Origin of the sequence: Paenarthrobacter sp. CCNWLY172, from assembly GCF_037402035.1 — a bacterium.
Lineage (GTDB): Bacteria > Actinomycetota > Actinomycetes > Actinomycetales > Micrococcaceae > Arthrobacter.
This window is the reverse complement of record NZ_JBBEGB010000008.1, coordinates 236,210-256,459: the sequence shown is the minus strand read 5'-3', so window position 1 is coordinate 256,459 and position 20,250 is coordinate 236,210. Positions and strand designations below refer to the sequence as shown.

The following is a 20,250-nucleotide window of genomic DNA, read 5'->3' as shown; positions in this document are numbered from 1 at the left end:
TTCATCCCCCCACCCCACATCGACCCACACCAAACACCCCGACGCAACCACCACCACACACCCCACAGAACATAGGAAGCCCGGGTTCAACAACACGCCCATATATGGCGCCCTGGACTGTCCGAATAACGGGGGGACTGTCCTGTAAATCGATGGGCGGCGGGTCGGGCCTGATGCTGGCGGCGCCCCCGTATGTGATGTCCTGACCCCACGTCTGGCCCGGCCCGATTCCTGGGTGGTAAAGGCGCTGGCTAGAGCCACATTAAGCGCGACAGTCCTCGGGCACCGGCGTTTCAGGCTTGCTTCAAGCGGCCCTGCCGTATTGGCGTGAGGCCTCACTGCTCGGCCAGTTCGGCGATCTTTCGCTCCAACGCAGTACGTTCGGCGGCGTTCGAGCACAGCTCAAGTGCGTCCAGCAAGGTACGGACCAGACAGCAAGGGATCCCCCGGATATCGCCCGGGGGATCCCTTGCTTCAGCCGGTCAGCTGATCAGCTGGTCAGCTTGGCAGTGTCAGCGGCCGCCTCCCCCAATGACTCCAGCCTCCACGGCTTTGGTCACGGCGTCTGCCTCTGCCTGGGTCAGTTTGCCGTCCGTGACCGCCTTGTCCAACTTGGATTTCAGTGCAGCGGAGCGTTCCGCTTGGCCCGCGGCCCGGATTTCTTTCAGTGCCGTGGTGACCTTGGCTTCGTCGACGCCCAAGGCGGCAGCAAGAGATTTCGCTAGTGCCGCGTCCTGCTCCGTCCGGTCCGGCTTGGTTCCTTCGACTCCGTCTGTTCTTTCAGCAGGCGGCGTGGTGGGTTTGTTGGCCTCACGGAATGCCTTCAAAGCTTCGGTGACCTTAGCCTCATCTACACCGAGCTTGGTTGCCAGCTCAGCGGCTATCTGTCCCCGATCGTGTCCGTGTCCGCCTGGCTTTCCGCCCCGGTCTGAAGGGGTGGTTGCTTCCGCTGACGACGTGCCGTTTGGGGACGCCGTGGCGCTCGGCGTCGGCGTGGTGGCCGCCGTCGCGATACTCGTCGCGCCCAAGCCTGCGCCCAATGCCAGTGCTCCGGCTGCTACGCCCAGAGTGATTCTCTTGACTTTAGACATGTGCCTCTCCTCAATGAGCCGTCGGTACGGCTGGTGTCTGAGGGACGGTCAAAGGTTCCGTCCTCCTTAACACGATGAGAGACCCACCACAGCCCCGGCTGTTCCGAACCTGTCATTCGGCTGTGAAAGTGAACCGGAGCCTGTGGGTGGATGTCAGCGGACTCGGTCCAGCGCCTCCAACAGCCTCTTGACCGATCCACCCAAATTCCACTCCGTCGCCAGCTGTTCCAGTTCCGTGCGCGCGTCTCCAGTGACGGGACGCAGCTCGGCACCTGCTTCATCAAGCGTCGGCACTTCCAAGTCCCGCACCACATTTACGACCGTAGGCGCCACGTTGAGGTAGTCAGCCGCCGCGGACAGCTTGGCGCGCACAGAAGCCGACAACCCGCCGTCGGGAGCTTCCGCCGCCTCAAGCAGCCCCTTCAATGACCCGTGTTCGCCAAGCAATGACGCCGCTGTCTTTTCTCCGATGCCGGCAACGCCGGGTAGTCCGTCGGAGGCATCGCCCCGGAGTGTTGCGAAGTCGGCATATTGCTGGGGCAGCACACGGTACTTGCCCACTACAACGACGTCGGTGAGGACTTCCAGGTTCTTCATTCCGCGTGCTGTGTAAATGACGCGGACTCCACGGTCATCATCGACGAGCTGGAACAGGTCGCGGTCGCCCGTGACCACATCCGTCGGCATCCGGGACTGGCTCGCGTAGGTCCCTATGACGTCATCCGCTTCATGGGCGTCAACGCCCACCACAGCGATCCCCGCGAGGTCCAGTACTCGCCGGATCATGGGAATCTGCGCCTCAAGAGGGTCGGGGACAACCTCCACATCCGGACCAGTTGGAACGATCTCCGCGACCCGGTGCGACTTGTAGCTGGGAATCAGGTCCACGCGCCATTGCGGGCGCCAATCGTTGTCCCAGCAGGCGACCAAGTGCGTGGCTTCGTAGTCGGTGGTGAGTCGGGCGATCATATCCATCAGCCCCCGCACCGCGTTCACAGGTGTGCCATCGGATCGGCGGATGGAATCGGGCACGCCGTAGAAGGCGCGGAAGTACAAAGAGGCAGTGTCCAAAAGCATCAGTCGCGGCATACCTGATCCTGACACGTCCACAGCCCTTTGGGCAGGAAGCTCCGGCAGATTCGGTGGTGGGTCACTGCGAACACTTGAAGCCTACTGTGAGCGGCATTACTATTGTGTGAGCGATAATAGAACAAGCTGTTCTATTATCGAACACCTTGATTGATGACCCACAAAGAAGTGAGGAAAGCCCGTGCAGTTCCACCACCACGGATACGTATCCGGTGACCCGCGAGTTGAACCGGCCGCCGGCGTCGGCATCAACCGCCCCGCCGAGCTGCCCGACGAAGTTGACGTTCTCATTGTGGGCACCGGCCCGGCCGGAATGTTGACCGCGGCGCAACTGTCCCAGTTTCCTGACATCACAACCCGCATTGTGGAGCGTCGCCCCGGACGGCTCGCCATCGGCCAGGCCGACGGCATTCAGGCCCGCAGCGTCGAAACTTTCCAGGCATTCGGGTTTGCCGAACGAATCATCGCGGAGGCCTACCGCATCACTGAGATGGCCTTCTGGAAGCCGGACCCGGCCGACCACTCCCGCATTGTCCGGGCCGCCCGGGCTGTGGACGATCCCGCGGGGATCAGTGAGTTCCCGCACCTGATTGTGAACCAGGCCCGCGTGCTGGACTACTTTGCCGAGTTCATGGCCAACTCCCCCACGCGGATGACGCCGGACTACGGCTACGAATTCCAAGGCCTCGAAGTCACCGAAGACGGCGACTACCCTGTCACCGTCACACTGGCCCATACGTCCGGTCCCAAGGAAGGCCGGGAGCGCACTGTCCGGGCAAAATATGTGGTGGGGGCTGACGGTGCCCGCAGCAAGGTTCGCGAGTCCATCGGCTGCCACCTCGCCGGCGATCAGGCCAACCACGCCTGGGGTGTCATGGACGTCCTCGCCGTCACCGATTTCCCGGACATCCGCACCAAGTGCGCCATCCAGTCCGGCGCCGGTGGCAGCATCCTGTTGATCCCCCGCGAAGGTGGCCACCTGTTCCGCATGTACGTGGACTTGGGTGAAGTTAATCCCAACGACAAAGGCGCCGTGCGGAAAACCACCATCGAGCAAATCATCGGCAAGGCCAACGACATCCTCCACCCCTACACCCTGGATGTCCGCAATGTCGCCTGGCACAGCGTCTACGAGGTAGGACACCGGCTCACAGACAGGTTCGACGACGTTCCGCCGGAGGACCGCGGTACCCGCACGCCACGGGTGTTCATCACCGGCGACGCCTGCCACACCCACAGCGCGAAAGCCGGCCAAGGCATGAACGTCTCCATGCAGGATGGCTTTAACATTGGCTGGAAACTCGGCCACGTCCTGGAAGGCCGCAGCCCCGAAAGCCTACTGGACAGCTACTCGGCCGAACGCCAGGTGGTGGCCAGGAACCTGATCGATTTCGACAAGCAATGGTCCACACTGATGGCCAAGAAACCAGAAGAATTCGAAGACCCCGCCGAACTGGAGACCTTCTACACCAGCACCGCAGAATTCCCGGCCGGCTTCATGACCCAATATGCCCCGTCCATGCTGGTTGCCGAGGCACAGCACCAGGAGCTCGCCACCGGCTTCCCCGTCGGTAAACGCTTCAAATCGGCACCCGTCCTCCGTGTCTGCGACACCAACCCCATGCACCTTGGCCATCACGCCAAAGCAGATGGCCGATGGCGCATCTACGTCTTTGCCGATACTGCCCAAGCGGGCAGCCCAGGTCCGGTAGCCGACTTCGCCGAGTGGATCGCGAGCTCACCGGAATCGCCGCTGGCCGCGACGCCGTCGGACGCTGACCGCGACGCCTGGTTCGATGTGAAGGTGATCTACCAACAAGACCACACCAACGTGGACATCAACGCCGTACCCGAGGCCTTCAAACCCACGGTAGGACCCTTCAAGCTCACCTACCTCGAAAAAGTGTTCGGTACCGACCCCAACAACGACATCTTCGACCTGCGCGGACTCAGCCGGGACGGCGTCGTTGTGGTGGTCCGCCCGGACCAGTACGTCGCCAATGTGCTGCCCCTGACCGCGACGGCCGAACTTGGCCGGTTTTTCGCGCCGCTGTTGGCTTCACACCCGGGCGCTGGACTCGTCCAGGCGTAGAAGCTTCAACGCTGGAAAACTGCCGGTGGACTCGACAGCCACCGGCAGTTTCTCCGTGGTCTGGCATTCGCGGTGGCTTCGGCGTAGAACGGCTCTATGGGCGATCAGTATGGGTTGCAGGCGGACGTGGCCGCCCAAAAGGCCCTCGGTCGATGGTGCAGGTGGGCAAGGTGAACGAGGAAGCCCGCAAGATTCAACGTGTCTACCTCACGCTGACGCTGGGAAACACCATTGCTGCCTCGTTCATCTGGGGTATCAACACTCTCTTCCTGCTTGATGCCGGGCTGAGCAACCTTGAGGCATTCGCCGCCAATGCGTTCTTCACAGCAGGGATGGTTCTTTTCGAGGTTCCTACCGGGGTCATCGCCGACGGTTGGGGCCGTAGGGTTTCCTTCTTGCTGGGCACGGTGACGCTGGCCGTCTCCACCTATTTGTACTTTGTGCTGTGGCAGATCTCGGCGCCGTTCTGGATGTGGGCGGTGGTCTCCGTCCTGCTGGGCTTGGGCTTTACGTTCTTCTCCGGGGCTGTGGAGGCCTGGCTAGTGGACGCATTGCGCTTCTCGGGTTACGAAGGCGGGCTCGAGTCCGTGCTGGGCAGGGGGCAAATGGTGCAAGGCGTGGCCATGTTGCTCGGCTCCGTGGCCGGCGGCGTCATAGCCCAGGCAAGCAATCTCGGGGTGCCGTTCATCCTCCGGGTAGCTGTGTTGGCAGCGATGTTCGCAGTAGCGTTCGCCCTAATGCACGACGTCGGGTTCTCGCCTGAACGCTCGACGCACCCCCTTCGTGCTACCCGGGCAGTGCTTTCCGCGTCCATTGAGAACGGATTGAAAAAACCGCCAGTACGCTACGTGATGCTCGCCGCACCGTTCAGCGCCGGCGTCGGAATCTATGTTTTCTACGCCCTTCAGCCGTTCCTGCTTGATCTGTTCGGCGACCCGCGCGCCTACTCCATCGCCGGACTGGCTGCCGCCATTGTGGCTGGTTCGCAGATCCTGGGCGGCTGGCTCGCTCCCCACGCACGAACACTGTTCCACAAACGCACGTCCGTCCTGATTCTTGGTGGCCTGGTGGGTGCCGTCATCCTGCTGATCCTCGGGTTCACCCGCAACTTCTGGCTTGCGTTGGTGCTCCTGGCCCTGTGGGGCGTAGTGGGCGCCGCCGCAACTCCGGTCAGACAGGCGTATATCAATGACATGATCCCTTCGAAGCAACGGGCCACCGTACTCAGTTTCGATTCGCTCATGGGTTCCAGCGGTGGCGTGGTCATCCAGCCACTCCTTGGCCGGGGGGCTGATCTTTACGGCTACCCGGCATCCTTGGCTGTGGCCGGCGTCATCGAGCTGATCGCGGTGCCGTTCCTGCTGGCAAGCCGGAAGCAAGGCGCAGTGGCGGACACGGCCGTCACAACTGAAACCGCCCCGGACACCGAATCCTTGCCGTGAGTAAGGTGTTCGGGGGCATGGCCTCCAGCTTGGACGGATACATCGCCTCAGAGGGCGGCGATCTTTCATGGCTGAACGATGCCATGGCCAGGGACGAAGACTACGGATTTGAAGCCACCGAGCGCAGGACCGGGGCTTACATCATGGGGGCCAACACCTACCGTGAGGTGTCAGCGATGGGCGGCGGGGTGTCCAAGGTCCCAACGTACGTGGTCACCCACCATCAAACACTCGCTACCAAGGGCACTACCGAACTGTTCTCCGGCGATCTGCGGGAACTCGTTGCGCATATCAAGGAAACCATTGCCGGGGACAAAGACATCTGCCTGTTTGGCGGCGGTGAGTTGGTGACGGAATTCATCGAGCAGGGTTTGATCGATGAGCTGGGTATTTCCGTGATCCCCGTCATCCTGGGCGGTGGCATTCCGTTCTTCGGCCGGGTGGGTCAGTGGACGAAGTTGGAACTCATGGAGTGCCGTCATTACCCGTCCGGAATCGTCCTGTTGAACTACCGGTTGGTGGGCCCGGGGACCTAGGAGTTCAACGGCGCCAGCCGCGTGTTATCGGTCAACGCACCGCATCTGAGATTGATTTCGCTCCGCCGTGGCTGCTCTGTCCACCGTCAACCGGCAGGTCCACTCCCGTGACAAAAGCGGCCATTGGGCTCAGGAGGAAAAGCACGACGGCCGCAACTTCCTCGGGAGTCCCGGTTCTCCCCAGCGGCGTCTCGGCGATGCTGGCTTCCCTGAAAGCCGGGTTGGCTCCGGACGTCATGGGCGTCTCGATAAATCCAGGATGAACCGAGTTCACCCGGATGCCCTGCGGCCCGAGTTCCGTGGCGGCGGCGATGGTAAGCCCCCGCAGCGCCCATTTACTGGCGGTGTAGGCAACAGGGTAATGCCCGCTGAGGGCCGCCACTGATCCAACATTGACGATGGAAGCCCCGGGCTTCATCAACGGAACGCAGGCCTGCATTCCCAGCAGAGGCCCAGTAACGTTCACCTCCGATACGGCGGCGAGATCGGCCGGTGTTGCCTCGAGCAGGCGGCTGCGTCGGGTGATGCCGGCGTTGTTGACCAAGCCGTCCACCCGGCCGTATTCGTCGTGGAGGAGCTTCGCCAAGTGCGCCCACCCACTTGGCTCGGTGACATCGAGTTGGCGGTAGACAATGCGGTCCGGGTGTGAAGCGGCTACGGCCTTCAGGGCTGCGGATGGCTCCGCGGTCAGATCTGCCGCGAGCACGGTCGCCCCGGTAGTGGCCAGCAGCAGGGTTTCGGCCAGGCCTTGGCCACCGTTGGCGCCTGTAATCACCACCATGGCGTCTGTCATAGCAAGCATGCTGTTCGTCCACAGCATCATCCGTCCGCCCCAACGGGATACGTTGCTGCGACGGGTATGGGATGTGCCGTCACCGGGAAAAGAGCGTGCAGTTGGGAACAGGCCCGCTGAACCACTGACCTCAGCCAGGCGTTGGCTGGATCTTCGGTCTGTGATGGATGCCAATACATTGCCTCGACCAATGAGGCCTCCAAGTCTCCGGTGAACTCCAGAACCTCGATCCTTGCCCCGCGTTGGGCCCTGGACGCCAGCATCCTCGGCACCAAGGCCACCAAGTCCGTACCCTCCACCAGGAGGGGCAGGGACAGGAAGCCTGCCACTGTCGCTGCCACCCGCCGTCGAACGCCCCGGGACTCAAAAAGTTTGTCAGCCGGGGTGCTGATCCCCTCGCCGAAGTACCCCACCGCGTGCGGGACGCCAATAAGATCCGTCAACGTCATGGCCGGCATCCGGAGCAAAGGATTCGCGGCATCGACCACTGCTACAAAACTGTCACGGAACAGCTGCTTGGAGTCGCCTTGCATCTTGTAACCAGTGGGCCCCACCAACAGGTCCATCTTGGAGTATTCGGCCATGGTGCCCTCAAGTCCGGAGGTCGGAACGAAGTCCACCACCACGCGTGGTGCTTCCTGCTGCAGGATGCCCCGCAGCGGCCCCACAATGAGAGCAGCTGCATAATCGGAAGCCGCAATGACGAACTCGCGTTCGCTTGTGGTGGCATCGAATCCGGACCGGACACGCGTGGCCCGCTGGACATGAAGCATGGCTTCATCCACCAGCGGGACCAACGACTGCGCAAAGGGTGTGAGATCGTACGTGCGGCCGTGACGCACCAGGAGTTCGTCGTCGAAATGCCGCCTGAGCCTGGCCATGGCTGCACTGGTTGCAGGCTGGCTGAGTTGGAGCCGCTCGGCCGCCCGGGAAACGTTCCGCAGTTCCAACAGCACCTGCAATTGGGGCAACAGGTTGAGGTCCAGGTTCTTCATCCTCCTAGGTTATCCAGCCACGGTCTTCATCGGTGGCTGACAGGTACCAGCCGCGGCCCACGAATCAGCACAGCCAGCAACGCCAGCGCGCAGGCCAGGCCCAGCGCCCCGAGCGCAAGGCCCAGGTTGCCCAGAGCAGCGGCTGTCGCGCCCAGGACTATAGGCGTCAGGAACTGGCCGATGAACAAGGTTCCGGTCCAGATACCGGTGCCCCGGCCGCGCTGGGAGAAGTCCAGCCCGTTGACCGCCCACGTCAGCAGCGTCGGCAACAAAACACCCGTGCCCGCACTGGCGATCACTGCCCCAAGGACAGCCACCGGAACGCTGCCCGCCACGGAAACAACGCAGAGCCCGACGGCGGCGAGGCCGAAAGCGCCTGCCAACAGTTTTCGGGTGCCCAGTTTGGCCAGGAAACGGAAGGAGATTGCCCCTGCTGCCGTTGCAAGCGAAGCGATCGCAGCCGCACCACCAATGAGGGCGGCATCCTGGACGCCCAAACTTGTGATGACGTAGGGCAGGTGGACTATCAACGCGTAGAACACCATGCCGCCAAACAGTGTCACAGCAGCAGGTACACCGATCTGACGCCAGGGCACCGGCTGTTTCGCTGCCAGGCCCGTGGCTTGGCTCTTGGCTGGTTCCCAGAGCTTGAAGATCATGGGGACCGCCAGGACGGCGCTGACTGCGTACAGCCAGAAGGGCGTCCGCCAGCTGATACTGCCCAAGGCGCCACCCAGCGCAAAGAATGCCGTCGCAGCAAGTGCGCTCACCATGGTTTGGAGGCCCAGGTATTTGTTCCGTTGCTGCCCCGCATAGTAGTCGGTGATCAGGGTTGTGCAGCACGTCATGATGGCTGCCTCTGCAATACCTACGCCGATCCTTGATGCGGCAATGGACTCAAGGGTGTCCAGCCATAGCGGTGCCGTGCCAAAAAGTGCGTAGGCCAGCATGGCGTAGATCAACAACTGCTGACGGCCCATCCTGTCAGCGACGTAACCCGCCAAGGGCGAAAACAATGCCACGAACAACGCTGGAAGCGTCAGGACCAGCGGCACAAGAATTGCGACACCCGCCGTGTCCGCGAAAACCTGGTTCAGGGTGGGCAGGACAGGTGCCAGCAAAACGGCGCCCAGGACCGGCATACAGCTTCCGGCCACAAGAAGTGCAGCTTGCGCCTTGCCCGCTTCCCGGGTGGAGACCGGACGGCGCGACTCGAGCGCAGTGGGATCAATGATGCTCATGGGTGTTCCTTCGCCATTGAAGAGTCCCTGGTACCGGCAGGGTCGCCGAGGGGATTTCCATCACTGTGACAAGCCTCACTCCATCGGAGAATAGCTGTTTGGGTATAGCTGGTATTCATACGGCTGATAGCCGCACCGACTCCAACTATTTGTTTGACGGATAGCTCCTATCAGATACTTGCTCTTCTCCGGATACGTGATGTGGCTCATGGTGGTTACAGGACCCTGCAGAGAACTGTCCGAGCCATCAGTACATAGAAGGAATTCATCGTGGAAACTCCCCTCTCCCATCTTGCCCACCTCGAGATCACCGCTCCGGACGTCGACGCCTCGGCCCGGTTCTACGAGGAGAAGTTCGGCATGCGCATCATCGACCGCGTGGATGGCAATGTCTACCTTCGCTGCTGGGGCGATTACTACCGCTACAGCCTGATCATCACTGAAGGCCCCGAGGCATCCCTGGGCCGGATGGCGTGGCGCACCAACTCCCAGGCCGCACTCGAAGCCGCCGCAGCCCGTGTTGAAGCAACCGGCGTGCAGGGCACGTGGACTGCGGGCGGTCACGGCTTTGGCAAGGCCTATGAGTTCACCGGTCCCTACGGCCACCACATGCGCCTGTTTTACGACGTAGAGAAGTTCGTTGCAGAGCCCGGCTTCGAATCCACCTACCCGGACCGTCCCGAGCGCCGCAGCAGCCACGCAGCCGCTCCACGCTTCCTGGACCACGTCACGGTGGCTGCCTCCGATGTCCGGGGGTTCGCCCAGTGGTACAACGAAGCGCTGGGGTTCCGCGTCATGGCCTTCGTGGACCTGGATGAAGCACCCATCACGGTCTTCTCAGTCCTGACCACCAACGAGAAGTCCCACGACCTCGGAGTGGTCCTGGACACATCCCAGCGCGCCGGGCGCGTCAACCACATCGCCTTCTGGGTGGACGCCACCGAAGACCTGCTCCGCACTGCGGACGTGATGATGGAACACGGGACCCCCATGGAATACGGCCCCTCCATCCACGGCGTGGGCGAGCAGAACTTCCTGTACTTCCGCGATCCCTCCGGTCTCCGCGTCGAGCTCAACTCCGGCGGCTACCGCAATTACGTCCCGGACTGGGACGCCAACACGTGGAAGCCGTCTGAAGGTTCCAACAACTTCTACAAGAACGGCGCCATGCCGCACTCCATGACCGAATCCTTCCCGCCGGCCGAAGGCTTCACCGCAACGGAAGAAGGTGCTTCCGCTGAAATGAAGGAAGCACTCCTGAACCCCTACGCAAAGCAGGGCCGCGGCTAATGACGCAGCCAAACTACGCACTGATCCGCTTTCAGGAGCCCGGAGAGAGCAAACCCAAAGTTGGTCTTGTGGTGGGAGAACGTGTCCTCCCCCTGGACGGCGACATCAACTCGCTCATCCAGCACTGGGACACTACCGAAAGCGAACTGGACGCCTTGGCTGCCTCAGCGGGCGACGAAACAGGCCTGGCGTTGTCCGGCGTTGATGTCCTTGCTCCCGTGGAACCCATGCAAGTGCTGCAAACAGGGGCCAACTACCGCAAGCACGTGATCGACCTCGCGGTAGCCCACCGCGAAGCCGGCCAGGATGCCGAGGAGGTTCGCACCAAGACCGCCGCCATGATGGATCAGCGCGCCGGTCAGGGCACACCGTACTTCTTCATCGGGCTTCCGACGGCGATCGCGTCGGCCACAGATGATCTCACCCTGCCGTCCTACAGCAAGTCCCACGACTGGGAGCTGGAACTGGCAGCAGTCATCGGCAGGACCGCGTTCCGCGTCACTCCCGAGGAAGCCCTGGACTACGTGTACGGCTACACCATGGTCAATGACATCACCACCCGCGAGTACGTCTTCCGCAAGGACATGCCCGCCATCGGTTCGGACTGGTACCGCGCCAAGAACGCACCGGGGTTCCTGCCCACCGGTCCCCTGCTGGTACCGGCCAAGTTTTTCGGTGACCCGCAGGACGTCCAGGTCACACTGAAGCTCAACGGCAAAGCCATGCAGGACGAGTCCACCCAGGACATGATCTTCGGCGTTGCCAAACTGGTGAGCGAAGCCTCCCAAACGATGCCGCTGAAGCCAGGCGATCTGGTGCTGACAGGCAGCCCTGCCGGTAATGGCCAGCACTGGGGACGGCTCCTGCAGAACGGGGACGTCATGGAAGGCACCATCACCGGGCTGGGCACCCAGCTCATCCAGTGTAAGGACGAACAGTGACCACCGATGCCGTGAACGTTTCCCTGATCCAGCGGAAAGATCCGCTGGCCAGTATCGCCGCCGCGGCCAGGCAGTTCAACAACTGGGGCCGCTGGGGCGAAGGCGACGTGCTCGGCACCCTGAACTTCATTGATGCGGCCAAGCGCGTGGAGGCCGCTGCGTTGGTCACCACCGGCGAGGCCTTTTCCCTGTCCCAGCCCTTCGACACCAACGGCCCCCAGAAGGGGTGGCGTCGCCGGACCAATCCCGTGCACACAATGACGGACACCGGTGTGGATGCCGAGCGGGGCAACCAAGGGTTCCCCCACGGCTTCGGGGGCGCCGATGACGTCATTGCCATGCCTTTGCAGTGCTCCACGCAATGGGATGGGCTGGGTCATATTTTTGATCGCGGCAAGGCCTGGAACGGGCGTGCAGCCGGAGATGTGGTCACCTCCGAAGGCGACCTCGTCACCGGGATCGAAACCGCCGCGGCGAAGATCGTCACCCGCGGCGTGCTGCTGGACGTCGGCCGCGCACTCGGCGCGGACCTGGGGCGCACCGATGGTGAACTGCCCGACGGTTTCGCGATCACCCCCGAACACCTGGAACGCACCATTGAACGTCAGGGTCCCAGCTCCCCTGTTCGCCGGGGCGACATCGTTGTGATCCGAACGGGTCAGTACACACGGGTCCGGCGCAACGGGTGGGGCGACTACGCCGGCGGGTCCGCACCGGGCCTGTCCTTCAGCACCGCGGAATGGCTGCATACCTCGGAAATTGCCGGTATCGCCACAGATACCTGGGGCTTCGAGGTCCGGCCCAATGAGTTTGAAGGCGCGTTCCAGCCCCTGCACCAGATCGCCATCCCCAACCTTGGTTTGTTCCTCGGGGAAATGTGGGATCCTGACGCACTGGCTCACGCGTGCGCCGCCGACGGCAGGTATGACTTCATGCTCACTGCGGCCCCACTCCCCATCACCGGGGCTGTGGGCTCGCCGGTCAATCCCATCGCGGTCCGCTGACACCCCGTCCACCACCGCACGCAGCACACCAGGCAGCAACGCCGTCGACACAAAGGAGTCTTCAGATGGCAGCAGTAAAGAGGGTCGGAATCGTCGGAGCGGGAGCCGCGGGGCTTACTGCCGCCATCCTCCTGGCCGATGCAGGTATCGAGGTGGAGGTCCTGGAGAAGGCCGCGGAACCGCAAAGCCTGGGCTCAGGGATAACGCTCCAAGGCAACGCCCTGCGAATCCTCCGCAACCTGGGAGTCTGGGATCAGGTGCAAGCACAAGGGTACGCTTTCAGCACCCTTGGCCTGCGCGCCCCCGACCCCGCCGGCACAGTCATCGCAGTCCTGGAGGACATCCGGACCGGTGGTGACGATCTTCCGGCAACGCTCGGAATGTACCGGCCGGACTTGACCGCCATCCTCCGGGACCGGGCCCAACAAGCAGGCGCCCGCATCAGCTATGGCAAAACCGTCACCGACATAGCTGACGACGGCGGCACCGTCACGGTCCGCACGGCCGATGGTTCCAGTGCCTCCTATGATCTCCTCATAGGCGCTGACGGGCTCCATTCCGCAGTCCGCACAGCGATCGGCATCGACGTCGAGCCCAAACCCACCGGCATGGGCATTTGGCGCGCCTTCGTCGAACGGCCCGAAGACGTAGTCCGAACCGATCTCACCTACGGTGGCCCATGCTTCATTGCCGGCTATTGCCCCACCGGACCGGACACCATTTACGCCTACCTCGTGGAAGAGGCGCAGGAACGCAGGCACGAAGACGGCCCACAGGTCATGGCAGAACTTGCTGCAGCCTACGGTGGCCCGTGGAACGAAATCAGGGACAACCTGGACCACAGCGCCCGCATCAATTACACGTGGTTCACCTCGCACTTGGTGGAAGGCCCGTGGAATCGCGGCCGCACCGTCATCATCGGGGACGCCGCCCACAGCTGCCCCCCGACGGTCGCCCAAGGGGCCGCCATGGCCTTGGAGGATGCGGCAGTACTTGCGGAACTCCTGATCTCCGCCGACCACCTCACCGAGACCTTATGGAAAGAGTTCACGGATCGACGCTTGGAGCGGGCGACAGCCGTGGTACAGGCATCGGTCCAGTTGGGGCAGTGGATGCTGGACGGCGTCCGGGACGCCGATGTGCCCGGACTGATGAATTCCCTGTCAACCATGCTGAAGGAACCTGCATGAACACCCTTGCCACAGACCACCAATTCGTCATCGATGTCCACGCGCACGTCCTCATTCCGGCACTCCAACAAGCAGTGGCGGAAGGTGACCCGGAGGGATTCGCGGCCCTCCAGGCCCTGGAAGCCCTGAGGAACGGTCCTGAATCCATGGCCACCTCAGGCGCCATGATCAAGGAGCGGTGGCAACAGCTCACTGACCTCACCCGACGCCTGAAAGACATGGACGCCCAAGGCGTGGATGTCCAACTCGTCTCCCCGTCACCCTCGCACTTCTATTACTTTGCCCGTGCGGAGCTCGCACTGGCGTTGGCCAAGCAGGCGAATGCGGCAGTCCGTGAGCTCATCGACAGGGCTCCGGACCGGCTGAACGGACTCGGGCTGGTTCCTTTGCAGCATCCCCATCTCATGGTCGAAGCGCTGGAGCACGCCGTGACGGAATGCGGTTTGCCTGGTGTGGAGATCGGATCGTTCGCCGGCACGCCCGGGGCTGCGGAGCGCACCACCGTGGAGCTGTCGGATCCCCGGTTGGAATCCTTTTGGAGCCGGGCGGAGGAATTGGGTGCCCTGGTCTTCCTGCATCCGTTCGGCTGTTCCCTGGACGAGCGTCTAGACCGGTTTTACCTGGCCAACACCGTGTCCCAGCCGGCCGAGAACGCTGTGGCCCTGTCCCACCTCATCTTCAGCGGGGTCCTGGACCGGTACCCGGACCTGCGGATCCTCGCCGCCCATGGCGGGGGTTACCTTCCCACCACGATCGGCCGTTCGGACCATGCCTGGAAGGTCCGGCCCGAGGCGCGGCAGTGCGCCGAACTGCCGTCGTCCTATCTTCGGCGGATCTTCTTCGATTCGCTGGTCCACCATCCCCGCGAACTCAGGGCGCTCATCGAAGCTGCCGGGCCCACCCAAGTGATGCTCGGCTCTGACTACCCCTTTGACATGGGCTCGGACCACCCTGTTGCGGAGGTTCATGCCGCCGGCCTCTCCGACGCCGATATCACCCGGGTACTTGCCGGCAACGCCGGCCGTCTCGGTATCACCTCCGCGGCAGCCCCCGCCGCCCGCCCCACCGTCTAAGGAAGAAACCATGGTCAAGATTGCCCGCTGGAACTACGACGGCGGTACTCGGGAAGGGTTCGTCGACGACGACAACTGCTTTGCGCTGTCCGAGGGACGCACCGTCCAGCACCTCCTGCAGGCCGGTCTGGAAGAGACTCTGTCCATCGCCGCGGAAACGCGCCGGACCGTACGTCCTGTTGCCTTGCGGGACGTGCAGTTGCTGGCCCCGCTGCTACCGGGCACCATCAGGGATTTTGTTGCCTTCGAGGAGCATGTTGAGGGGGTTCGCAAGAGCATCGACGGTGTGGCAGGCGTAGTGGCCGAATGGTACGAAGCGCCGACGTTCTATTTCACGAATCCTCATACGGTGACCGGCACCGGCGAGGTGATCGGCATTCCTGCGGGTTGCAGCGAGCTGGACTTCGAGACCGAAGTCGCGGCCGTCGTCGGACACGTACCAGGCAGTGAGGGCAGGAACCTGTCCGCCCCGGACGCGCACCGCCACATCTTCGGTTACACCATTCTCAACGATTGGTCGGCGCGGGACCTTCAAAGGCGGGAGATGAAGGTCAGCCTTGGCCCCTGTAAAGGAAAGGACTTCGCCAATACCCTGGGGCCCTGGATCGTGACCGCTGATGAGTTCGAGCACCTGCACGACGAGCAGGGTTTTCTCCCCCTGGCCATGGCGGTGGAAGTCAACGGTGAGGCCATTGGCGGGGACCTCCTGTCCAACATGGGCTGGCCCTTCGCTGAGCTCGTGGCCTATGCCTCCCAGGACTCGGTGGTCCGGCCAGGCGACGTCCTGGGTTCAGGAACCTGCGGCAGCGGCTGCCTGGCCGAACTCTGGGGCCGGAACGGCGCCAGGACTCCCCCGCCTTTGAAGACAGGGGATTCCGTGGGAATGAGGGTGGATGGCATCGGCTCGATTCTCAACACTGTTGGTGAACGGCGTGAAGCCGTCACCCGGGTTCCTGCCCGCAACCGGCCAAGTACCAAAGACGGCGGTGGCCGGAAAGTGCGGGAAACTGTCACTAACCACTAAAGAAAGCGCGGTCCACCTTTGATCTCCCTGCAGCAAGACCCTGAGGGCTTCGTCCGGATGAAGAGACACTTCCCTGGCGGTGCTTCAGTGTCCATACTCTTCACTGACGGAACCCAGGAAGTTTTCACCGGGCAACGGCTCAACGACATCTACGACGAGGCGCTGGCTGCTTATCGCGCCGGCAACAACCTGGACGCGAAAGGGTTCAACCGAGGACCCCGGAAGAAGGTCCAGCAAACCATCGAGTTCATCCCCGTCTCGCCGGGCATGTCCGGGTAGCTCACCGGCGCCGGCCGGAGGCGTGCTCCACGCAGAAGGGCGTCCACGGCCGGGCCTCGAGCCTGGCCTCCGGAATGTCCGCGCCGCACACCTGGCACCTCCCGTAGCTGCCCTCGACAATCCGCTCCAGGGCAGCATTGATCTCCTCCAGGCCTGCGCGGCTTTGCTCCAAGAGGGCTTCAGCCTGCGAAAGCTCAAACGCGATGGTGCTGCCCTCGGGATCATGTTCGTCATCCACATTGGAGTCCTGCCGTGCGAGGCTCACCGAGGTGATGTCGCTGCGCAGTGCTTCCACCAGCTTCATTTTTCGGTCCCGTTCCTCCGTAAGGAGGACCTTGAACCGCTCTGCGTCATCCACGGTGGTTCAGAGTTCCACTGTTCCGCTCTCGCCGACGCTGAACCGGGAGTTGGTGACCTTGGACTTGACCCACTGAAGTACCGTAGCGGCTGTTCCACCCGGACTGGTCCAGTATTCAGCCGAGTCCGAATCGACGTGCAGCAGGCACACTTCCGGAGTATCCGGTCCATCCGGGTACCAGGCTTCCACCACTTGGTTCCACAGTTCGCGGATTTTCCGGCGATCCGTAACAACTTCAGCCGTACCCGCTACTGAAACCCACTCCGTGTTCTTGCCGAAGGACACGTTCACCCGGGCATCCTGCCGGACATGCGCCACCTGCGAGGTGTCCAGTCCCGTAAAGAACCACATGTCGCCGTCGTCCTTGACGTCCTGTACGGCGAGCGGACGGCTGACCAGCGCGCCGTCTTCGTTGATGGTGGTCAGCATTCCGATCCTGGAGTCGTTGATGATGTCCGTGACCTTCTTGATGTCCTGCTCTTCAGTCATGCCTCGCCTCGCTCTTTTCCGTGCCGGGGACTTTCCCCAAACGGCCAGCCTAATAGTAAGACTACTGATTTACTAGGCGGCCAAGGAATGTCGGTAAAGGCCGGAAATGCACAGCACCCGGCCTAACGGGAATCATGGCGGGCTGTTGTCCGTTCTCCTTGATGATGACGGCCGACGGCGGTCAGGCATGCCTGTCCGGGGCACGCAAACGACGGGAAGTTTGGGGACTGCCATGACGTTGGACGAAACACTTGCCCACCTGCGGGCCGCGCACCTCATGGTCCGCGACGCCCAGGAGTGGGACGGTCTCACTACGGCGCTGCGTTCAGCCTATGAGGCCAACGACGAGGACCTTATCGAACAACTAAGGCCGCCGTACCTCCAGTCGTGGCGGACAGTGACGGGCAATGTCCTCCGGGACACTTTCGACTCTGCTGGCATCTCGGTGGCGGATCCCCACCATCCTTGGGGAATTGCCACCTTGACCGCGAACGGATTCAGTTCAGAGCCGCTGCTGTGCCTTGTTGATGAAGCTCGCGCCGACGCAACGGAAACTGCCACTTCGGATACCATCCGGCTGCTCTCCTTTACCGAGGCATTGAACCACTACGCGGACTGCCTGGTGCCCTTCTTTGACGATCAGGTTGAGCAACCACGGTGAAAATCCTGTCTCCCCAACGATTCCCTTATCCGGTCCGGAGAGTCATTCGAGGGGTTCAGTTCTAAAGCACCAGGAGGGCAAATCCGCCCAGCGTGCTCAGGATGCCAACGCCAGTGAGGATCCAACCGACAATCAGCACTGTATGGTCGTGCCGCGGTGGTTCAAGCGAGCATCTCGAAGGATGGCAGACGTCATAATGCACCACTACTGCCCGCGGCTCATAGCCTCCGGAACCAGCCGGGACATCCAGCAGGACTTTGCGTTCCTCGTCTGACTGGTCTACCCAGTGGAGGCCCATGAATCCGCCCGCGGCAAAGCGTTCACCGTCCGCGGTCACCCAAACGCATCGGCGCTTGGCGATGATCCAGGCACTGATCAGCAAGGGCACGCCCGGGACGAACCCCACCCAGGTCATCATTTCCAGAATGGGGCCAAGAACGTCCACGGTACCGGCCATACAGTCGATCCTATGTGGTGGAGGCCAGTGTCCGGGAGGTCTTGGAGCGGGAGGTCAGACGTTTCGGTCCACCCGGGACCGCCACAGCAGATAGACGAAGTACGGCGCTCCCACCAAGGCCGTCATGATTCCCGCGGGGATCTGTGCGGGTGCTATGGCAGTCCTGCCAATCACGTCTGCGAACACCACCGTGCCGGCCCCAATGAGGGCGGCCACCGGAAGCACGCGGGAGTGCCGCGCCCCCACCAGGGTCCGGGCTGCGTGGGGGGCCACCAAACCAACAAATGCGATCACGCCCACCGATGAGACAGCACCCGCTGTCAAGAGCACTGCGACCGACAACAGGAGCAGGCGTGATCCGGACAGCCCGATGCCCAGCACACGGGGAGAATCATCATCTACCGCAATAAGGTCCAGATCCCGCCGCATTCCCGCCAGCACAGGCAGCGAGACCAGCAAAGCAAGGAGGGGAGGCAGGACCGACGCGAAATTACGGCCATACGTGGAGCCGGACAACCACGTCAGCGCCTTGGTCTGGTTGAACGGGTCCGTACTCACCAGGAGGACTGTAATCATCGCGGCCAATCCCGCGGAGACACCAATGCCTATCAATACCAGGCGGTTCTGCTGCAGCCCTCCGCGGAAGGCGAGGCCGAAGACCAGCAGCGCGGACAATGCCGCGCCGCCCAGCGCAGAGCCGGTGATGACCCACGAGCCCGCGGTGGGGACCGTGGTGATGACGATGATTGCCGCCAGTCCGCCGCCACCGGAGACTCCCAGAATCCCAGGCTCGGCCAAGGAGTTCCGGGAGACTGCCTGGATGAGCGCACCGACAAGAGCCAGGGCAGCTCCGGCAAGAACTGCTGCCAGGACCCGCGGCACGCGGGTACCCAGCACGGCACTGACACGGTTTCCGGACTGGCCCGTGAGCCAATTGACCAGATCACCGAGCAAGAGTTTCGCATCGCCCAGCAACGCGCCCGCCACCAGCAAGCCCGTGAGCAGCACCAGCAGCCCGATCAATACCGTGAGGAAGAACCGGCGTGAACGCAGCCGCGCCAAAGCGTCGCCTGCAACACTCAAGCCGGCGTCGGACATCCGCATGGCCAGTGCCACCAGGAAAACGGCGCCGAAGACCGTAGTGACTGCACCGGTGGGAACTTCGACGCCGGCTTGGGCACCGAAGAGGCCACGGACAAGAACGTCGGCCCCGATGACCACCACTGCACCGGCCACACCGGAGATTGGCAGCAACGCCCGGTGTCGGCCAAGGCCGCGGAGCCGGGAGGCCAGCAGCCGAACAATGGCCGGGGCACAGAGACCCACGAAGCCAATCGGACCGGCGATCGTTACTGCCGCTGCGGACAGGACGACGGCAAGTACGACGGCGCCGACCCGGGCCAGGCGCGGATCCGCACCTGCCAGCCGGGAGGCGTCGTCGCCCAGACCGAGCAAATCCATCCTGCGGGCGAGGAGGAACAAGCCTGCAATGGCCAGAAGAATGACCGGTGTGAACTGGATCAGTTCATCGGTGCGTGACTGGGCAAGGCTGCCCTGCCCCCAGGCGTAGAGACCGGTGGTTTCCTGGCTGAACAACAGCAACAGCGCGCTGGTGGACGAATGCAGGCCGAGGGCCAGCGCCGTGCCGGCCAACACCAAACGGATGGGACCGCCGTTGCCGTTGGCTCCCCCGCCGGACAATGCCAGAACCAGCATCGCCGCAGCCAGACCGCCGATAAGGGCAATACCGCCCGACAGCAGCGCCGGCAGCGTCAGCCCGAAGGCGGCAACTGCCACGATGGCAAAGTGGGCTCCGGCGTTGACCGCCAGCGTGTCCGGGGAAGCAAGAACGTTGCGGGTGGCCGACTGCAGGGCTGCACCGGCCACCCCCAACGCGACGCCGACCAACAGGCCGGCGAAAAGCCGCGGTAAGCGCGAGGCGACCAACACTGCGGTGTCCTGGTCAGTTCCGCCACCGGTGACCAGCCCCAGCAACTGCAACGGGCCGACGTCGGCCGTTCCTTGCGTGAGGTGGAGCGCCGACAACAACACCAGGACAACCATCCCGGCCGCAGCCACAAGGACCGGTCCGGCAAGACGCCGGGCTCCTTGCCGGGCGCCGTGTCCGGTGGGCGGCGCGGGGACGGTAGTACCCGCCACGGCCGTGGGTACGGTCATGGCGGGCCTCTTCACAGTGTCGGTCAT

At 63.0% G+C, this 20,250-nt stretch carries 20 protein-coding genes; 11 read left to right on the top strand and 9 right to left on the bottom strand.

The window, feature by feature from the left end; translation table 11 throughout:
* Positions 1-512: 512 nt before the first annotated feature.
* Both WBN73_RS14745 and WBN73_RS14740 read right to left on the bottom strand, forming a co-directional pair.
* On the bottom strand, positions 513-1,091 hold the full coding sequence (locus tag WBN73_RS14745; protein ID WP_337340517.1) for a Clp protease N-terminal domain-containing protein: 579 nt from the start codon (positions 1,089-1,091) through the stop codon (positions 513-515).
* Positions 1,092-1,244: 153 nt separating this feature from the next.
* On the bottom strand, positions 1,245-2,180 hold the full coding sequence (locus WBN73_RS14740) for a 5'-3' exonuclease (protein WP_242703600.1): 936 nt from the start codon (positions 2,178-2,180) through the stop codon (positions 1,245-1,247).
* 181 nt (positions 2,181-2,361) lie between these two features.
* On the opposite strand from WBN73_RS14740, the gene WBN73_RS14735 reads away from it, so the two are divergent.
* The 3 genes from WBN73_RS14735 to WBN73_RS14725 all read left to right on the top strand — a co-directional run bounded on the left by WBN73_RS14735 (position 2,362) and on the right by WBN73_RS14725 (position 6,250).
* A complete protein-coding gene (locus WBN73_RS14735) occupies positions 2,362-4,272 on the top strand; it encodes an FAD-binding monooxygenase (RefSeq protein ID WP_337340518.1) in 1,911 nt (636 codons plus the stop codon).
* Between the two features lie 170 nt (positions 4,273-4,442).
* Positions 4,443-5,714 carry an MFS transporter gene (locus tag WBN73_RS14730; protein ID WP_337340519.1) on the top strand — a complete coding sequence of 424 codons (1,272 nt, stop codon included), beginning with the start codon at positions 4,443-4,445 and terminating at the stop codon, positions 5,712-5,714.
* A gap of 17 nt (positions 5,715-5,731) precedes the next feature.
* Positions 5,732-6,250, top strand: coding sequence for a dihydrofolate reductase family protein (locus tag WBN73_RS14725; RefSeq protein WP_207597375.1), 519 nt, complete (start codon positions 5,732-5,734; stop codon positions 6,248-6,250).
* A gap of 31 nt (positions 6,251-6,281) precedes the next feature.
* Here WBN73_RS14725 and WBN73_RS14720 read toward each other — a convergent pair whose 3' ends face one another.
* The 3 genes from WBN73_RS14720 to WBN73_RS14710 are packed head-to-tail and all read right to left on the bottom strand — an operon-like array spanning position 6,282 to position 9,279.
* Positions 6,282-7,052 carry an SDR family NAD(P)-dependent oxidoreductase gene (locus tag WBN73_RS14720; RefSeq protein ID WP_337340520.1) on the bottom strand — a complete coding sequence of 257 codons (771 nt, stop codon included), beginning with the start codon at positions 7,050-7,052 and terminating at the stop codon, positions 6,282-6,284.
* A 17-nt stretch (positions 7,053-7,069) separates the two neighbouring features.
* Complete coding sequence (locus WBN73_RS14715; protein WP_207597373.1) at positions 7,070-8,038, bottom strand: LysR family transcriptional regulator; 969 nt, start codon at positions 8,036-8,038, stop codon at positions 7,070-7,072.
* 26 nt (positions 8,039-8,064) lie between these two features.
* On the bottom strand, positions 8,065-9,279 hold the full coding sequence (locus WBN73_RS14710) for an MFS transporter (protein WP_337340521.1): 1,215 nt from the start codon (positions 9,277-9,279) through the stop codon (positions 8,065-8,067).
* Positions 9,280-9,549: 270 nt separating this feature from the next.
* Between WBN73_RS14710 and WBN73_RS14705 the strand changes: the two genes are divergently transcribed.
* From WBN73_RS14705 to WBN73_RS14675, 7 genes are all read left to right on the top strand, one after another.
* Complete coding sequence (locus tag WBN73_RS14705) at positions 9,550-10,569, top strand: VOC family protein (RefSeq protein ID WP_337340522.1); 1,020 nt, start codon at positions 9,550-9,552, stop codon at positions 10,567-10,569.
* Positions 10,569-11,510 (top strand): fumarylacetoacetate hydrolase family protein, encoded by a 942-nt coding sequence (locus WBN73_RS14700; RefSeq protein ID WP_337340523.1) that lies wholly within the window; start codon positions 10,569-10,571, stop codon positions 11,508-11,510. The genes WBN73_RS14705 and WBN73_RS14700 overlap by 1 nt, the downstream gene beginning before the upstream one ends.
* A complete protein-coding gene (locus WBN73_RS14695) occupies positions 11,507-12,514 on the top strand; it encodes a cyclase family protein (protein WP_337340524.1) in 1,008 nt (335 codons plus the stop codon). Before WBN73_RS14700 ends, WBN73_RS14695 begins: the two co-directional genes overlap by 4 nt.
* Before the next feature lie 65 nt (positions 12,515-12,579).
* Positions 12,580-13,704, top strand: a complete 1,125-nt coding sequence (locus WBN73_RS14690) for an FAD-dependent oxidoreductase (RefSeq protein ID WP_337340525.1) — start codon at positions 12,580-12,582, stop codon at positions 13,702-13,704.
* Positions 13,701-14,777 (top strand): amidohydrolase family protein, encoded by a 1,077-nt coding sequence (locus WBN73_RS14685; RefSeq protein ID WP_337340526.1) that lies wholly within the window; start codon positions 13,701-13,703, stop codon positions 14,775-14,777. The genes WBN73_RS14690 and WBN73_RS14685 overlap by 4 nt, the downstream gene beginning before the upstream one ends.
* A gap of 10 nt (positions 14,778-14,787) precedes the next feature.
* Positions 14,788-15,801, top strand: a complete 1,014-nt coding sequence (locus WBN73_RS14680) for a fumarylacetoacetate hydrolase family protein (RefSeq protein ID WP_337340527.1) — start codon at positions 14,788-14,790, stop codon at positions 15,799-15,801.
* An 18-nt stretch (positions 15,802-15,819) separates the two neighbouring features.
* On the top strand, positions 15,820-16,080 hold the full coding sequence (locus tag WBN73_RS14675) for a hypothetical protein (protein ID WP_207597366.1): 261 nt from the start codon (positions 15,820-15,822) through the stop codon (positions 16,078-16,080).
* A 1-nt stretch (position 16,081) separates the two neighbouring features.
* Here WBN73_RS14675 and WBN73_RS14670 read toward each other — a convergent pair whose 3' ends face one another.
* Together WBN73_RS14670 and WBN73_RS14665 are read right to left on the bottom strand one after the other, a co-directional pair.
* Positions 16,082-16,438 (bottom strand): TraR/DksA family transcriptional regulator, encoded by a 357-nt coding sequence (locus WBN73_RS14670; protein ID WP_280627877.1) that lies wholly within the window; start codon positions 16,436-16,438, stop codon positions 16,082-16,084.
* Positions 16,439-16,444: 6 nt separating this feature from the next.
* Positions 16,445-16,927, bottom strand: coding sequence for a pyridoxamine 5'-phosphate oxidase family protein (locus WBN73_RS14665; RefSeq protein WP_207597364.1), 483 nt, complete (start codon positions 16,925-16,927; stop codon positions 16,445-16,447).
* 232 nt (positions 16,928-17,159) lie between these two features.
* On the opposite strand from WBN73_RS14665, the gene WBN73_RS14660 reads away from it, so the two are divergent.
* The gene (locus WBN73_RS14660) at positions 17,160-17,588 is read left to right on the top strand and encodes a hypothetical protein (protein WP_337340528.1); all 429 of its coding nucleotides are present in this window, start codon (positions 17,160-17,162) and stop codon (positions 17,586-17,588) included.
* 61 nt (positions 17,589-17,649) lie between these two features.
* Here the strand turns inward: WBN73_RS14660 and WBN73_RS14655 are convergent, their stop codons facing one another.
* Positions 17,650-18,045, bottom strand: coding sequence for a hypothetical protein (locus WBN73_RS14655; RefSeq protein WP_337340529.1), 396 nt, complete (start codon positions 18,043-18,045; stop codon positions 17,650-17,652).
* Positions 18,046-18,099: 54 nt separating this feature from the next.
* The gene (locus WBN73_RS14650) at positions 18,100-20,250 is read right to left on the bottom strand and encodes an iron ABC transporter permease (RefSeq protein WP_337681318.1); all 2,151 of its coding nucleotides are present in this window, start codon (positions 20,248-20,250) and stop codon (positions 18,100-18,102) included.